At 65.1% G+C, this 15,877-nt stretch carries 12 protein-coding genes; 9 read left to right on the top strand and 3 right to left on the bottom strand.

Going from position 1 to position 15,877, the window contains the following annotated elements; genetic code table 11:
* The first annotated feature begins 197 nt into the window (after window positions 1-197).
* Together AU193_RS01495 and AU193_RS01490 are read left to right on the top strand one after the other, a co-directional pair.
* Window positions 198-1,856, top strand: a complete 1,659-nt coding sequence (locus tag AU193_RS01495) for a GDSL-type esterase/lipase family protein (protein ID WP_156425074.1) — start codon at window positions 198-200, stop codon at window positions 1,854-1,856.
* A complete protein-coding gene (locus AU193_RS01490) occupies window positions 1,853-3,679 on the top strand; it encodes a carbamoyltransferase (RefSeq protein ID WP_064420549.1) in 1,827 nt (608 codons plus the stop codon). The genes AU193_RS01495 and AU193_RS01490 overlap by 4 nt, the downstream gene beginning before the upstream one ends.
* A 796-nt stretch (window positions 3,680-4,475) precedes the next feature.
* Here AU193_RS01490 and AU193_RS23780 read toward each other — a convergent pair.
* Complete coding sequence (locus AU193_RS23780; protein WP_371259115.1) at window positions 4,476-4,604, bottom strand: hypothetical protein; 129 nt, start codon at window positions 4,602-4,604, stop codon at window positions 4,476-4,478.
* Between the two features lie 326 nt (window positions 4,605-4,930).
* Here AU193_RS23780 and AU193_RS01485 point away from each other — a divergent pair, with 326 nt between their 5' ends.
* Both AU193_RS01485 and AU193_RS01480 read left to right on the top strand, forming a co-directional pair.
* A complete protein-coding gene (locus AU193_RS01485; RefSeq protein WP_156425073.1) occupies window positions 4,931-5,968 on the top strand; it encodes a methyltransferase domain-containing protein in 1,038 nt (345 codons plus the stop codon).
* A 290-nt stretch (window positions 5,969-6,258) separates the two neighbouring features.
* Window positions 6,259-6,648, top strand: a complete 390-nt coding sequence (locus AU193_RS01480; protein ID WP_064420547.1) for a nuclear transport factor 2 family protein — start codon at window positions 6,259-6,261, stop codon at window positions 6,646-6,648.
* 59 nt (window positions 6,649-6,707) lie between these two features.
* Here the strand turns inward: AU193_RS01480 and AU193_RS01475 are convergent, their stop codons facing one another.
* The gene (locus tag AU193_RS01475; RefSeq protein WP_064420546.1) at window positions 6,708-8,681 is read right to left on the bottom strand and encodes an acyl-CoA dehydrogenase; all 1,974 of its coding nucleotides are present in this window, start codon (window positions 8,679-8,681) and stop codon (window positions 6,708-6,710) included.
* Between the two features lie 102 nt (window positions 8,682-8,783).
* On the opposite strand from AU193_RS01475, the gene AU193_RS01470 reads away from it, so the two are divergent.
* A complete protein-coding gene (locus AU193_RS01470; protein WP_064420652.1) occupies window positions 8,784-9,512 on the top strand; it encodes a VIT1/CCC1 transporter family protein in 729 nt (242 codons plus the stop codon).
* Here the strand turns inward: AU193_RS01470 and AU193_RS01465 are convergent.
* Window positions 9,505-9,954, bottom strand: a complete 450-nt coding sequence (locus tag AU193_RS01465; RefSeq protein WP_064420651.1) for a MarR family winged helix-turn-helix transcriptional regulator — start codon at window positions 9,952-9,954, stop codon at window positions 9,505-9,507. The genes AU193_RS01470 and AU193_RS01465 overlap by 8 nt on opposite strands.
* A gap of 91 nt (window positions 9,955-10,045) precedes the next feature.
* On the opposite strand from AU193_RS01465, the gene AU193_RS01460 reads away from it, so the two are divergent.
* Genes AU193_RS01460 through AU193_RS01445 form a run of 4 tightly spaced genes read left to right on the top strand, consistent with a single transcriptional unit; the run spans window position 10,046 to window position 15,860 of the window.
* A complete protein-coding gene (locus AU193_RS01460) occupies window positions 10,046-12,085 on the top strand; it encodes an ATP-binding cassette domain-containing protein (RefSeq protein ID WP_064420545.1) in 2,040 nt (679 codons plus the stop codon).
* Window positions 12,082-12,927 (top strand): energy-coupling factor transporter transmembrane protein EcfT, encoded by an 846-nt coding sequence (locus AU193_RS01455; protein WP_064420544.1) that lies wholly within the window; start codon window positions 12,082-12,084, stop codon window positions 12,925-12,927. The genes AU193_RS01460 and AU193_RS01455 overlap by 4 nt, the downstream gene beginning before the upstream one ends.
* Before the next feature lie 38 nt (window positions 12,928-12,965).
* Entirely contained in the window at window positions 12,966-14,483 is a 1,518-nt protein-coding gene (locus AU193_RS01450; protein WP_064420650.1) for a TldD/PmbA family protein, read from the top strand.
* 3 nt (window positions 14,484-14,486) lie between these two features.
* Complete coding sequence (locus tag AU193_RS01445; RefSeq protein WP_064420543.1) at window positions 14,487-15,860, top strand: metallopeptidase TldD-related protein; 1,374 nt, start codon at window positions 14,487-14,489, stop codon at window positions 15,858-15,860.
* The last annotated feature ends 17 nt before the right edge of the window (window positions 15,861-15,877 follow it).

Here is a 15,877-nt window from a genome sequence, read left to right as displayed (position 1 = left end):
CATGATCGCAATGTTGAGCCTCCCGCCTGTGTCTTCCCGACCCCCTGAACGAAGAATTTTGGCGGCGCGTACCGTTTCGGCGACATCGGCGTCGCCTGAATGCTAGGTTCCATCGCACTACCGACACCAGCCGCGGAAAGGACGCATTTGAGAGCTGGTCTGAGGTACGAAGTGGGAGCGCATCGGTAGGGGGAGGGATGCTCCGCGAGAAGCACGACGAGGCCGCCACAGTCCACGGCGAGTACGAATGGTGGGCGCGCGATGTGAGTTCAGCGCCCTCCAATGGACAAGACCGGCGATCCCGACGGGCTGCAGCCCTGAAGGCCTCCGCATTTCGGACCTGCGGCGGGCTGGTGGTCGCTGCGGTCCTGTGGCTACTCGATGTGCGACTCGGAGCCGTCCTGCTCACGTTCGTGGTGATAGGGCTGGCATTGTGCTCGGTCGCCTGGCCGGCCGTCGGGTCGACAATCGACGCGGGCATCGCCAGGGTGGCGGCGTGGGTCGGGCGACTCGTGTCGACGGTCGTGTTGGCGCTCGTCTACTTCGTCGTGATAACGCCGGTATCCCTTTATCTTCGCCTCTTCGGCCGCAAACTTCTCGCTTCACCCGGCATCACTGCGGAAAGCACCTGGGTCACGAAACCGCGCGTCTCCGATCCGGCGATGGCTCGCCGCCAGTTCAGTGTCGAGCCGGACGTAGTGGTCAAACCAAGAGGACGTGCGGCGGGTGCGAAACATCTTGCGGTGGTGGCCATTCGTGCCGCGGTGTTGTTGGCGGTCGTGGATCTCATGATCGGGCTCGCGTTCCCCCACTGGGCTCCCCACGGCGGAGTTCGCGTCGGAGGCAAAGAAGGTACGTGGGAGGACATCTTCACCGCGCAAATGTCGTCGGCTTCTATGGCGGCGGATCAAGACTGGGCTGGCGACTGGTTCAACGAATTCGGGAACATCTACACCAACAACGTATATGTGCCGCTATTAGGCATGGTGAGTCAAGACTACAAGGGCAGATACATCAACATTGCCGACCGCGCCCGCAAGACCTATATCGCTGAGGGAGTGGGCGACGACGCCACATCGGTGTACTTGTTCGGCGGGTCGACGATGTGGGGCTACGGTCAACGCGATTTGTACACGATCCCTTCCTACGTCGCTCGACTCGCCGAAGAAGACGGCGTTCCGGTCCGGGTCAGCAATTACGGTCAGGTCGCGTGGGGCATCTGGCAGGAACTCTCCTTACTCCAACAGTTGCTCAGTGAGGGGCACGCGCCCGATGTCGTGGTTTTCTACGACGGTGTGAACGACGTGGCCGAGCAGGTTGAGGGGCTCACCACCGACCCGACATATCCCGGGGGACTCTTTGTACGAGAGGCGGTGGAAAGGGCGCGGATGCGCGGCTCGGGGCTCTCCGTCAAGGATTCCGTCGTGGATTTCTACTCCACCCATAGTATTCTGACGCGCCTCGCCCTAAGGTCGAATTCCAAACAGGCGGGACCGGCGCCCACTGCGGAGCTGACCCAGGAGCGGGCTCGAAACGCTGTGCACCTCTACGAGAGGGCGATCGACGTCATCGAAAACTTGGCAAAGAGTTACGGCTTCAAACCCGTATTCGTGTGGCAGCCCACTGCATACACCACTGAGGGTGGTGATGCCGAACAATTCGCGAGCCCGGATGAGTGGGGCGTGGGAGCGGCTTTTCGTGACGCGACAGCGCTCATCGCTCCTCCGGTCCTCAATTTCGCCGATGAACTGGACGGCGTGAAGGAAGCCGTGTTCATGGACAATTCGCACACCAACGAACGGGGCGCGGAACTTGTTGCGCGAGCCATATATCCAAATCTCGGGTTGAAGCGATGAACATTCTGGGTATCAGCGCCTACTACCATGACTCGGCTGCCGCTCTGGTCCGAGATGGTCAGATCATTGCGGCCGCGCAGGAGGAACGCTTCACCCGCGTCAAGCATGACCCGGGGTTCCCGAAGAACGCCGTCGCGTATTGCCTCCGGGCAGGAGGCGTCGACCGCGCGGGGATCGATGCAATTGCTTTCTACGAGAAGCCGATAACGAGATTAATTCGTCTCATCAAGACGTACGGTGCCGTGAGCCCCCGGGGCTTTCGATCGTTCCAGACGGCGCTTCCGCAGTGGCTGAGAACGAAACTCTGGATCACGTACGAGATCGAACGCAACCTGAAAGCGCTCGGCTATCAGGTGCCGTCGGAGCTGTACTTCACCGAGCATCACGAGAGTCACGCCGCGAGCGCCTTCTACCCCTCACCGTTCGAGTCGGCCGCAGTCCTCACGATGGATGGAGTCGGCGAGTGGGCAACGGCGAGCATCGGCCGTGGGGCCGGCAACCAGCTGGAGATCCATCGCGAAATGCGGTTCCCACACTCGGTGGGACTGCTGTACTCGGCGTTCACCTATTTCTGCGGATTCCGGGTCAACTCAGGCGAATACAAGCTTATGGGCCTCGCGCCTTACGGTGAGCCGAAATACGTGGACCTCATCACCGACAACCTCGTCGACATCCACAACGACGGTTCAATCGAACTCAATCTCAGGTACTTTGACTTTCTCGGTGGCCTCACGATGACAAACGATCGTTTTGCCGAACTTTTCGGCGGGCCTCCGCGTCCTCCGGAAGGCACCATCACTCGCAGAGAGATGGACATCGCGCGCTCCATCCAGGACGTCACGGAAGAGATCGTGATGCGGATGGCCGCGACCGCGGCCGCGGTGACCCGCGAGAAGAACCTCTGCCTTGCGGGTGGTGTCGCCCTCAACAGCGTCGCCAACGGGAGGTTGCTCCGCGAAGGGCCGTTTACCGACATCTGGATCCAGCCGGCGGCCGGCGATGCCGGCGGTTCCCTAGGGGCTGCGCTGCACACGTGGTATCAGACCGGCGGAAATCCTCGACCCGTCACAGGTGACTGCATGCAGGGGGCATATCTCGGACCCGAGTTCTCCGCGAGCGAGATCGCTGGGTACTTGTCCGACCGCGGCTACCCGTTCGAGACGCTGCCGGATACCGGCGAGCGAGCACGCAAGATCGCAGAACTCATCGCGGAAGGCAACGTCGTTGGCCTCTTCACCGGACGCATGGAGTTCGGACCAAGGGCACTCGGCAATCGTTCCATCCTGGGCGACGCGCGGTCACCGGAGATGCAGTCGGTCATGAATCTCAAGATCAAGTACCGGGAGTCGTTCCGCCCGTTCGCCCCATCGGTTCTCGAGGAACGAGCGAAAGACTATTTCGACCTCGACATACCTTCCCCGTACATGCTGTTGGTCAGTCCAGTCCGGGACGAGATACGAACCAACGCCAGCACCAATGGATCGGACGACCTCTTCAGTGAGGTCAACCAAGTGCGGTCGTCGATTCCGGCGGTTACCCACGTCGACTATTCGGCGCGCGTCCAGACTGTCTCGCGGGAAACAAATCCGTTTTACCACAACGTTCTGACGTCGTTCGAGCAGCTGACGGGTTGTCCCGTGGTGGTCAACACCTCGTTCAACATCCGGGGAGAGCCGATCGTCTGCACCCCCGAGGACGCTTACCGGTGTTTCATGAATACCGAAATGGACTATCTGATTCTCGAAGACCACGTACTGGACAAACGAATGCAGCCCGGCCGTGAGAACCGGGAATTGTTCGAGATTTCGACGGTGCTCGACTGATGCGCCGCGCCGTATATACCTGGCGATTGCTGACAGAGTTCGGCCGGTACGCTGTTGTAAACAGGGCCTACTGGGTCATGGGTCTGATCATATTGTTGCTGGGGGTTGCGGGGTTCATCGGTGTGGTCCAGATCAGTGTTCCGTTCACGCTGTACGCACTTTTCTGAGTTACCACTCGCAAATTGACGATCCGCGGATCCCGGCTTCCTCCAGGGTTCACCGCACTCATCCCCAACGACATCCGCGCATGATTCCGGAACTTTGCGAATACAGTAGGTCAGGCGAATTCACCTGGAAGAATTTGAGCAAGTCTAGCCCAAAAAGAATCAGGCACAAATCATCAGGCCACAGTTACTGGCGAGTCCCCGTTATTGAGTCGACCCGGTTCTAGAATCGGGTTTCGTTTGATCCGTTCTCAGGAGATCGCTGCAGGTGACCGGGGTGTGGCTGCACCAGTGGGCCGCAGCGTAGTCGGCCGGAGTGCGGGAGCCCAAGACGGAGTGGCAGTGCCGGTGGTTGTGGTCGTGTTTGAAGTCGCCGATGAGCACGCGGCCTCCAACAAGGTGTTCCAGTGGTTGCGGTGGAGACACTCCTTGCGCAGTCGGTTGTTGAACGAGGCGATGTAGCCATGATCCCAGGCAGCCCGGCGCGATGTAGACCATGCCGGTCTTGTTCTCGAGAACCGTTGCAGTGCTTGAGAAACCGTCTCCGAGCCGTTGTCCCGGCGCAGCACCTTCGGCGGGCCACCATGTGCGGCGAACACCTTGGGCGTAGCGGTCCACCAGCGGGGCCAGACTCAGCGCGGTATCGGCGCCAACAGCATCTGCTCGGCCGCCCAGTCCCGGGCCACGCTGCCTTGAACGGACCCAACCGAGGCGCTGACCGCGCGGCGGTCTTGCGCGGAGGCGGCACCGCTGACGCCCACGCTTGGCGCACCGTGGCCGATGCACCCCGTGCTTGTCGGCCAACCCCCTAACCGAAAGCCCCTCGACCCGATGATCACGCCGAATCGCCTCCAACTGCTGCACCCGGGACACCCTCGCACGCCTGACCTCTGTGACCGGCGATCCGGACCATCCGAACACGACCACGCTGAGGTGGGGCCAAGTAGAGCCGTCATAACCGATACAGCGTGTCACCGAAGTGGGGCACAGACCGTCCACGACACCCCGCCGCCACCCAGGCGAGGCCAGATCAGGCCGCCCCCTGGAGCCAAATCCTTTCACGGCCAACACGCCATTAGAATTTGGTGTGCCTCATTCAGAGCTTGACAACTTCTTCAGGGAATATTCCGAGCACCTATGCTGCCCGCGCTGCGGCAGCGAAACTCTGGGGATTCAAGCCGACGGCTTCAACTGCCGGCTGTGTCAGCGGCACTATCCCGTCCAAGACGGCATCCCGTCACTTTTCATGCCGAACGAGTGGGATGATTCGAAGGAGGACGTTACCGAGAAGATCAAGGCGTTCTACGAAGAGAACCCATTTCCCAACTACGACGACTTCGACAACGTCGGCAGCTTGATCGACAAAGCGCGAAAGGCAGTGTTCGCCAAGCTGCTTGACGATCAGATTCCATACCGCGCGCGTGTGATCGAATGCGGTTGCGGGACAGGGCAGCTCACCAACTTTCTCGCCATCCGACGTACGGTGATCGGCACCGACCTGTGCCTCAACTCGCTGAAGATGGCAACCGCCTTCAAGCAGCAGAACGATCTGAAGCGCGCCCACTTTCTGCAGATGAATCTGTTCAGGCCGGCATTCAAACCCGGCACGTTCGACCTGGTCATCTCAAACGGAGTGCTGCACCACACGAGCGATCCCCAGCTCGGTTTCGAGTCAATCTCGCGGCTCGTGCGGCCAGGCGGCTACATCATGATCGGCCTGTACCACAAGTACGGACGGTTAGCCACGGACATCCGTCGCGTCGCCTTCAACGCCACCAACGATCGCTTCATGTTTCTTGATCGCCACGCCGTGGACGCCTACGTCAGCACGCAGAAACGCCGGTCATGGTTCATGGATCAATACAAGAACCCGCACGAATCGAAGCACACTGTCGGCGAAGTGATCGGCTGGCTGGAAAAGATCGGCTTCGAGTTCGTGCACGCGATTCCCAAGACCGAGCCGTTCAAGGTAATGACTGAAGACGAGCTGCTGTTCAAACCGGAGCGGCTCGGCAGCGGGTTCGAGCGCATGCTGGTCAACCTCGGAATGATAATCAGCGGCCATCGCGAGGGCGGGTTCTTCATCGTCATCGCGAGGCGTCCGGTGGACCCGAACGAACCTTGACGCAAACCCCCGGCAGCCAGTGCGTGCCGCCAGGCCGAGCGGGCAGTCGCCGCCTCGCCGTAACTAGGTCCTTGGGTGGCGGCGGTGCCGGGGGCGCGGCCGACCGCGCTCGAAACTCTGCAATCGTCAGAACTTTGTCGGCCGATCCGCTCATTTGGCCGTGTCCGAGGCGGATAATCTGTTGCGGCGGCGAACGGTCTGACTGATCCCGGGAGCTGCACACGTGCGACTCCCAAGACCGGCCACGCGCTCGCGGCCGAAGTTATCGAATGCGCACAAAGGGGATCGAAATGTCCGAGCAGGAAAACAAGGAACTCGTCCGACGCGGGTACGAGGCATTCGCCGCCGCAGACATGGAGTCACTCATGGGTCTGTTCGACGACGACATCGAATGGGTTCAGCCCGGCGAGAGCGCCGTCAGCGGCACCTACCACGGCAAGACGGAGCTGATGGAGTACCTCGGCCGCCTCGCGCAGAAGCCGATCACCATCAGGGTCGACCAGATGATCGCCGAGGGCGACACCGTCGTCGTGCTCACCGAAATCCACGTCGATGGCCAAACCGGCCGTGATGCAGACGTATTCACGATCCGCGACGGTAAGACGGTCGCCGTGAGGATTCACGGCGACACCGCTCTGATGGAGCGGGTGTACGGGAAGAAGGAGTTGGCCGCCGGCTGAGGGTAATGTACGGGCTGGTCCGTCGTCCGGTGATGACGGGCCAGCCCCACGGTTTGCCGTTACTTCGGCCCGATAGTGCCCGCGCTGATCGCGTCCTGCTCCACGTGCTCATCGGCATCGGGGATGCGCTCGGGGTGCAACATCTCGGCGTAGCGCAACTGTTCGGGGATGCCGAACCCGTCGACCAGCAACTCGGCGTACGGGCGCAGCGTCCGGCAACGTTCGTTGACGCCACGGGTGACGGCCTTCGCGCGTTCGGTCGAGATGAACCGGTGCTCGATGAACCACGCTCGGTCCTTTTCGATCACCGACAGCGCGTACAGATCGCACACCATGTTCAGTATCTTGCGGGCCTCTTCGTCCTCGCACGCGTCGATCCCGGCGACGAACGCTTCGAGGATCACCCGGTCGATGTGGGCCTGGGCGCAGTGCAGCACATGGTCCTGCACCGCGTTGAACGCGTCGAACTCGCTCATCTCCTTCGACTTGCCCTGTAACCGGCGCGCCACCGTGGAGATCATGTACTCCTCGCGGTCCTCGAACATCTGCACCTGGGTGCCGCGGTTGAACAGGCTGCCTTCCTCCTCGTTGTCCTGCCGAGTGTCGAGGATCGTCTGCATGATCGTCTCGGCCGCAGTGCGTTTCAGCACCCGCTCACCGGCGAAGTTCGCCGCGAACCGCACCCATTCGACCGGACTCATGCTCTTGACGTCGTCGGCGTACGCGGTGAGCAGTTGCTTGGCCACCAATTGCGTCAAGACGTGATTGTCACCCTCGAAAGTGGTGAACACGTCGGTGTCGGCCTTCAACGCGATCAACCGGTTCTCGGCCATGTAGCCCGCGCCGCCGCAGGCCTCGCGCGCCTCCTGGATCGCGCGAGTGGCGTGCCACGTGTTGGCGGCCTTCAGCCCGGCCGCGCGACCCTCGAGCTCACGCTGCTCCTCCGGGTCGGGATCCTCGGCGCTCTGCAGGTCATGACACTTGGCGACGAGTTCGTTCTGCGCGAACTGCAGCGCATACGATTCCGCGATCAACGGCAGCAGCCGGCGCTGGTGCACCAGGTAGTCCATGATGACCACTTCGTGGTCCTCGCCCGGCGCCTCGAACTGCCTGCGCAACAACCCATATCGCGTGGCGATGTCGAGCGCGACGCGAGCCGCGGCCGCTGCGCTGCCCCCTACCGTGACCCGGCCCCGAACCAGGGTGCCGAGCATGGTGAAGAACCGGCGGCCGGGGCTCTCGATCGGTGAGCTGTAGGTACCGTCGGGCGCGACGTCGCCGTACCTGTTGAGCAGGTTCTCCCGCGGAACGCGGACCTTGTCGAATTGGATCCGGCCGTTGTCGACGCCGGGCAGACCACCCTTGTAGTGGCAGTCCGATGTCGTCACCCCGGGCAGGTCGTTGCCGTCCTCGTCTCGGATCGGCACCAGCACGCAGTGCACACCGTGGCCCTCCCCGTCGGGAGTGATCAGCTGGGCGAAAACAGCGGCGATGCGGGCGGTTTCGGCGGCCCCGCCGATGTAGTCCTTGCGTGCGGTCGGTGTCGGGGAGTCGATGACGAACTCCTCGGTCGCCGGATCGTAGGTGGCGGTGGTCTCCAACGCTTGCACATTGCTGCCATGGCCGGTCTCGGTCATCGCGTAGCAGCCGAGAAGCTCGCAGTCGATGACCGGCTTGACGTACTTCTCGTGGTGTCGCTCGGTGCCGAGGTTCTCGATGGCCCCGCCGAACAACCCCCACTGCACACCGGCTTTCACCATCAGCGACAAATCGCTCATCGCCAGCATCTCGATCTGCGTGACGGCCGCACCGACGTCACCGTTGCCGCCGTGCTCCTTCTTGAAGCCGTCCTCGGCGGCCCCCATAGCCGCCATGATCTTGAGCTGTTCGGCCACCTTCGTACGGGCGATGACGGTGTTGGGGGTGTAGTGCGGTCGAAAGATCTCGTTGGAGAGCTCCTCACGCATCCGGTTCTTCACATCGCGCCAACGTCCGTCGAGCGCATTGCGCAGATGTTCGGCAGTGGTGGTCATGACTCGACGGTAGCCTTCCGCGCGCCTGCGCAAACTGTGATGTCACAAACCAAGGTGGACCTGAGTGACCCTGCGCCCCGGCGGCCGGAGTTGAATCAGGCCATGAGGAACTCAGACCGGCAGCGCGGGTGGTGGCATCCGCACGAGTTCGACCACCGCCACAGTGATGTCAGCGGCGGATGGCTTCGGGCTGCGACGTTCGGCGCCATGGACGGCTTGGTCTCCAACACCGCACTGATTGCAGGCGTGGGCGCGACGGCCGCCGCGCAGACCGTGCTGCTCAGCGGATTCGCCGGGTTGGCGGCCGGCGCCTTCTCCATGGCGCTGGGCGAATACACCTCTGTGAAGACCGCAAACGAACAAATAGAGTCCGAAGTCCTTGTCGAGCGCCGCGCGTTCCGCATGCATCCGCAAGCCGAGAAGGCTGAACTCGCCGACGCGTTGACGCAGATGGGCATGTCGTCCCAGACGGCGGCGGCGGCCACCGAGGAGATCCACCGCGACGAGAACCGGGCGATCAACTTTCATCTCGTGCAGGAGATCGGCATCGATCCCACCGAGAAGCCGTCCCCCTACATCGCGGCGGGGTCGTCGTTCGTCACGTTCGCGATCGGCGCTATGGCGCCGCTGATCCCGTATCTCCTCGGGTTCGAGACCCTCTGGCTGGGCCTGCTGTGCGGCGGGCTCGGGCTGTTGATCGCCGGTGGCGTCGCATCGCGTTTCACCAAGAAACCGCTGTGGTTCGCGTCGCTGCGCCAACTCGCGTTGGGCGCAGCCGCCGTCGCCGCGACGTTTGTCGTCGGGCTGCTGGTCGGCAGCGCCGTCACGTGAGCGGGGCGGTGATCGTGTCGCGGGCCGAGGCGTCGTCGAGCAACCGTCGCAATACACGCACCGCCTCGGTGAGCGTCTCGCGGTCGGCGGCGTCGAGCCGTTCGAGGTACGGATCGATGGCCGCGCCGCGGTCCAACCGCACCTGCCGAAGCGTGTCCACCCCCTGCGGCGTGATGCGGATCAGTACCGCGCGGGCGTCCTCGGGGTCCACGGTTCGCGACACCATGCCCGCCTCCTCGAGGCGGCGGACCTGGGTCGTCATCGTGGGCTGTGAGCAGTGGTCGAGCGCGGCCAGATCGGAGATGCGGGCCTCGCCCTGATCCTCGATCGTCGACAGCAGCCGTGCCTGGGCATAGCCGAGGGGCAGACGGGCCCGCTGCGTGGCCAGTCGGTTGATCCGGGCGACCACGGACAGCAGATCGGCTCCGAGGGTCTGCGTCATGGCGACCACATTATGTGTTCCGAACGCTCGTCCGGCTCCAGCGATCACAGCGCCGTGTGGACGGCCCGATCGCGGCTGGCAGAATCGTGCAATGACCGCGACCGGGGGCCGAACTCGCCATACCGGTCGTTTACGTCCCGTCGAACTCGCGCAGGCCTCCGTCATGGCGGCGCTGTGCGCGGCGACCGCGATCATCTCCGTGGTCGTCCCCTTCGCGGCGGGGTTGTCGCTGCTGGGCACGGTGCCGATGGGGCTGCTGGCCTACCGATACCGGTTGCGGGTACTGCTCACCGCGACCGTCGCCGGCGGCATCATCGCGTTCCTGATCGCGGGCATGGGCGGATTCATGACCGTGGTGAACTGCGCCTATATCGGCGGGCTGACCGGCATCGTCAAGCGTCGCGGACGCGGCACCCCGACCGTGCTGTTCGCGGCGCTGCTCGCCGGGGCGGTGTTCGGCGCGGCGGGGGTGGTGGCGTTGTCGGTTCTGGCGCGGCTGCGTCACCTGATATTCGAGTCCGTCACCGCCAACGTCAACGGCCTCGCTGCGGTGATTGCCCGCATCCCCGATATGGAGGGCGCGGCCGAGCGACTCAAGACTGACTTCGCGACCGCGCTCGATTACTGGCCGCTGCTGTTCTTCAGCGCAGGGGTGATGTCGATCACCTTTGTCAGCCTCGTCGGGTGGTGGGCCCTGTCGCGGGTGATGGAGCGGCTGGCCGGCATCCCCGATGTCCACAAACTGGAGTCCTCCAAAGACGTGGGCGCGATCGCCCCGGTGCCAGCACGACTGCGCGACGTCCGCTTCCGCTATCCAAGCGCCGACCATGACGCGCTGGGTCCGGTGTCGCTGGACGTGGAACCGGGTGAGCACCTCGCGGTGACGGGCGCCAACGGCTCGGGCAAGACGACGCTGATGCTGATACTGGCCGGGCGCGAACCGACGTCGGGCGCCATCGAACGGCCGGGTGCCGTCGGGCTGGGCCGCATCGGCGGCACGGCGGTCGTCATGCAGCATCCGGAGAGTCAGGTGCTCGGCACCCGCGTCGCCGACGACGTCGTCTGGGGGCTGCCACCCGGCAAGGCCACCGACGTCGGCCAGTTGCTCACCGAGGTGGGCCTGGACGGGTTGGCCGAACGCGACACCGGAGGGCTGTCGGGCGGTGAACTACAGCGGCTTGCCGTCGCGGCGGCGCTGGCGCGCGAACCGTCCCTGTTGATCGCTGACGAGGTCACCAGCATGGTCGACCAGCAGGGCCGCGAGGGACTGATGTCGGTGCTGTCCGGATTGACGCGGCACCACCAGATGTCGCTGGTGCACATCACCCACTACAACGACGAGGCCGACGCCGCCGATCGCACGGTCGACCTGACCGGAAATGGAGGCGCCGCCGACAACACCGACATGGTGGAATCCGCCGATGCGCCGGTCGCGACCGTCGCACCGGGAACCGAAGCAGCCCCGGTACTGGAACTCGTGGACGTCAGCCACGAGTACGGGCGCGGGACGCCGTGGGCCGCGACGGCGCTGCGCGACCTCACCTTCGCGGTGCATGAGGGTGACGGCCTGTTGATCCACGGCCTGAACGGGTCAGGCAAGTCGACGCTGGCCTGGATCATGGCGGGCCTCACCGAGCCCACGGCGGGCACATGCCTGCTCGATGGTAAACCGGCATCGGATCAGGTTGGCGCCGTTGCGATCTCGTTCCAGGCGGCGCGGTTGCAGCTGATGCGCAGCCGGGTCGACCTCGACATTGCTTCGGCCGCCGGGTTTTCGCCGCGTGATCGCGGCCGGGTCAACGAAGCGCTGTCGACGGTCGGCCTCGATGCGACGCTGGCAGAACGGCGCATCGATCAGCTCAGCGGAGGCCAGATGCGTCGCGTCGTCCTCGCCGGGCTGCTAGCCCGCTCGCCGCGCGCCCTCATCCTCGACGAGCCGCTGGCCGGCCTGGACGCCACGAGCCAGCGCGGGCTGCTGCGACTGCTGGTGGAGCTGCGCCGCCGCGCCGGACTCACCGTCGTCGTGATCTCCCACGACTTCGTGGGGCTGGACGAATTGTGCCCGCGCACATTGCATCTGGAAGGTGGCGTGCTGGTGCCCGCACCGACGGCTGCGGGAGGTCTCCCGTGACAGCACCGACGAGGCGTCGCCAGCGCAGGGGTGTGGTGCTGCTGCGGCCAGTGCCCGGCAACAGCGTGGTTCACCAACTCTGGGCCGGCACAAAGCTCTTGCTCGTCGCGGCCATCGGCGTGTTGATGACATTCTACCCGGGATGGGTGCCGATCGGCGCGGTCGCGGTGCTGGTGCTGGTCTCGGCGCGGCTGGCCAACATCCCGCGCGGCGTGCTCCCGTCGGTGCCGTCCTGGCTGTGGGTTCTCCTCTTCCTCGGCGGGTTGACGGCCACCTTCGCCGGCGGCAGCCCGATCGTCTCTTTGGGTGCGGTCGATGTCGGGCTGGGCGGTCTGTTGAACTTCCTGCGCATCACCGCGCTCTCGATCGTGCTGCTCGGGCTCGGGGCGATGGTTTCGTGGACGACGAATGTCGCCGAAATCGCGCCTGCTGTCGCGAGATTGGGCCGGCCGCTTCGGGTGTTCCGGGTGCCGGTCGACGAGTGGGCGGTGGCGCTGGCGTTGGCGCTGCGCGCGTTCCCGATGCTGATCGACGAGTTCCGCGTGCTCCACGCCGCGCGCAATCTCAGGCCGAAACCGGTCCACGCACGCCGTCGGAGCCGATGGCGGCGGTGGTGGCTCGAGGCGATCGATCTGTTGGCCGCGGCCATCACCGTCGCGCTGCGGCGTGCCGACGAGATGGGCGATGCGATCACCGCGCGGGGTGGCGCCGGCCAGATCTCCGCCGCGCCGTCGGGTCCCAAAACGATTGACTGGTGGGCGTTCCTCATCGTCGCCGCGCTGTGCGGGACGGCGCTGGCGTTGGAGTTGACGGTGGCCGGCACCAGCGCCGTCACGCGTTGATCCACGCTCACCGCGCACGTCACCACTACGGTGGTGGCGTGACAGCGACCCGACGAGTCGACGACGCGTTCGTCAACCTGCCGCGGAAAGCGCTGGCGGACGCGGCGACGTCGGCGGCGCTGGCCGCAGGCGCCGGCTACGCCGACCTTCGCATCCACGCGATCACTTCGGAGTTCCTGCAGTTGCGCGACGGCGAACTGCAGACGTCGGTGATCGACCGGGAGATCGGCTTGGCGGTCCGCGTGATCGTCGACGGGACATGGGGATTTGCGTCCCATGCCGAGCTCAGCGCGGACGTCGCGGCGCAGACCACGCGCCGCGCCGTGGGGGTGGCCAAGACACTGGCGGCGCTCAACGCCGAGCGCATCGAACTCGCCGCCGAACCCGTCTACTCCGATTTCACATGGGTTTCCGACTATGAGGTCGACCCGTTCACCGTCGCGACCGCCGACAAGCTGGCCGTGCTCGGCGAGTACTCGGGGCGGCTGTTGGCCGCAGACGGCGTCGACCACGTCTCGGCGGGACTGCACACCGCCAAGGAGCAGACGTTCTACGCCGACACCTTCGGTTCGTCGATCACCCAACAGCGGGTGCGCGTGCAGCCGTCGCTGGAGGCGGTCGCCGTCGACGCCGCGGCCGGAACGTTCGAGACGATGCGCACGCTGGCGCCGCCAACGGCACGCGGCTGGGAGTACGTCGCCGGCGACGACGTGTGGAACTGGACCGAGGAACTGGCCATGCTGCCGACGTGGCTGGCCGAGAAGGTCAAGGCGCCCAGCGTCGCGGCGGGGCCGACGGACCTGGTCATCGACCCGTCGAATCTCTGGCTGACGATCCACGAATCCGTCGGCCACGCCACCGAATACGACCGGGCGATCGGATATGAGGCGGCGTATGCGGGTACGTCGTTCGCCACGCCTGACAAGCTCGGCACTATGCGTTACGGCTCTCCGGTCATGAACGTCACCGCCGACTGGACCGTCGAATACGGTCTGGCCACAATCGGTTTCGACGACGAAGGAGTGCAGGCGCAGAAGTGGGATTTGGTGCGTGACGGTGTCTTCGTCGGCTACCAACTGGACCGGGTGTTCGCACCGCGGCTCGGGGAGGCGCGCTCCAACGGCTGTGCCTACGCCGATTCGCCGCATCACGTGCCGCTCCAGCGGATGGCCAACGTGTCGCTGGAGCCCAGCGCCGACCAGGTGAGCACCGACGATCTGATCGCGCGCGTGGACGACGGTGTCTACATCGTCGGAGACAAGAGCTGGTCAATCGACATGCAGCGCTACAACTTCCAGTTCACCGGGCAGCGCTTCTTCCGCATCCGCGACGGTCGGCTCGACGGGCAGCTGCGCGACGTGGCGTACCAGGCGACGACGACGGACTTCTGGGGCTCGCTGGAAGCCGTCGGTGGACCGTCGACGTGGCGGCTCGGCGGGGCGTTCAACTGTGGCAAGGCGCAACCGGGCCAGGTGGCCGCCGTGAGCCACGGCTGCCCCTCGGCGTTGTTCCGCGGGGTGAACGTGCTCAACACCCGCGCGGAAGGCGGACGGTAAGCGATGATCGCCGCACAGCAGGTGGTAGAGGTCACGCTGGCCGAGGCGACCCGGTTGGGCGGGGCCCACGAGACGATCGTGTTGGTGACCGACCGCGCCGACGCGTCCTTACGGTGGGCGGGCAACTCGATGACCACCAACGGCGAATCGACGACGCGCTACACGACGGTGGTTTCGGTGGTGCGCAGAGACGGCGGATCACATGTCGGCTCGGTGCGGTCCAGCGAGGTCGACCCGTCGACGATCCCGGGTCTGGTGGCCGCCTCCCAGGAGGCCGCGCGCTCGGCGCCCGAGGCTCGCGACAGCGCGCCGCTGCTGGCCGGCGGCGACGCACCACCCGATTGGGATGATCCGGTGCCGAGCACCGGAGCGGAGGTGTTCCTGCCGGTGGCCGGAGGCCTCGCCCGCGGATTCCGCGGCAGCGACCGGCTGTACGGGTATGCGCGGCACATCCTGGAGACGACGTTCGTGGCGACGTCGGGCGGACTGCGGCGTCGGCACACGCAGCCGACGGGTTCGGTGGAGATCAATGGCAAGCGTGACGGCGCGAGCGCGTGGGTCGGTGTCAGCGCCGCCGACTTCGCCTGTGTGTCAATCGAATCCATGCTGGACGAGTTATCGATGCGCCTGGGGTGGGCACGACGCACGGTGGAGATGCCTGCCGGACGCTACGAGACCATCCTGCCGCCGTCGGCGGTGGCCGACCTGATGATCTTCCTGACCTGGGCGATGGACGGCCGGGGCGCGCAGGAGGGGCGCACGGCGTTCTCGGCGCCGGGCGGCGGTACCCGGGTGGGGGAGCGGCTCACCGATCTGCCGTTGACGCTGTACTCCGATCCGTTCGCCGATGGGCTGGCTTGTACACCGTTCGTCGCGACGTCCACGTCGTCGGAACGGGTTTCGGTTTTCGACAACGGTATGGACATCGGTCGGGTGGACTGGATCCGCAGCGGTGCGATCAATTCGTTGGCGTATTCGAGGGCTGCGGCCGCGGAGTTCGACGCGCCCCCGGCGGTGCCGGCGGACAACCTGCTGATGACCGGTGGCGAGTCGGCGCCGGCGGACCTGATCGCGGGGACCGAGCGCGGACTGCTGCTGAGCACGCTGTGGTACCTGCGGGCGGTCGATCCGGCGGTGCTGCTGCTGACGGGACTGACCCGCGACGGCGTGTACTTGATCGAGGACGGCGAGGTGACGGCGGCGGTCAACAACTTCCGGTTCAACGAGAGTCCGCTGAACTTGCTGCGCCGCGCGACGGAGGCGGGCGTCAGCGAGGTCACGTTGCCGCGCGAGTGGGGTGACTGGGCGACGCGGGCGGCGATGCCGTCGCTGCGGATTCCGGACTTTCACATGTCGTCGGTCAGTCAGGCGCAATAATCATTGCGTGGGCGCTG

Source organism: Mycobacterium sp. GA-1285, from assembly GCF_001499905.1.
GTDB lineage: Bacteria > Actinomycetota > Actinomycetes > Mycobacteriales > Mycobacteriaceae > Mycobacterium.
The sequence above is the reverse complement of the archived record's forward strand: the minus strand, read 5'-3'. Positions and strand labels throughout refer to the sequence as shown.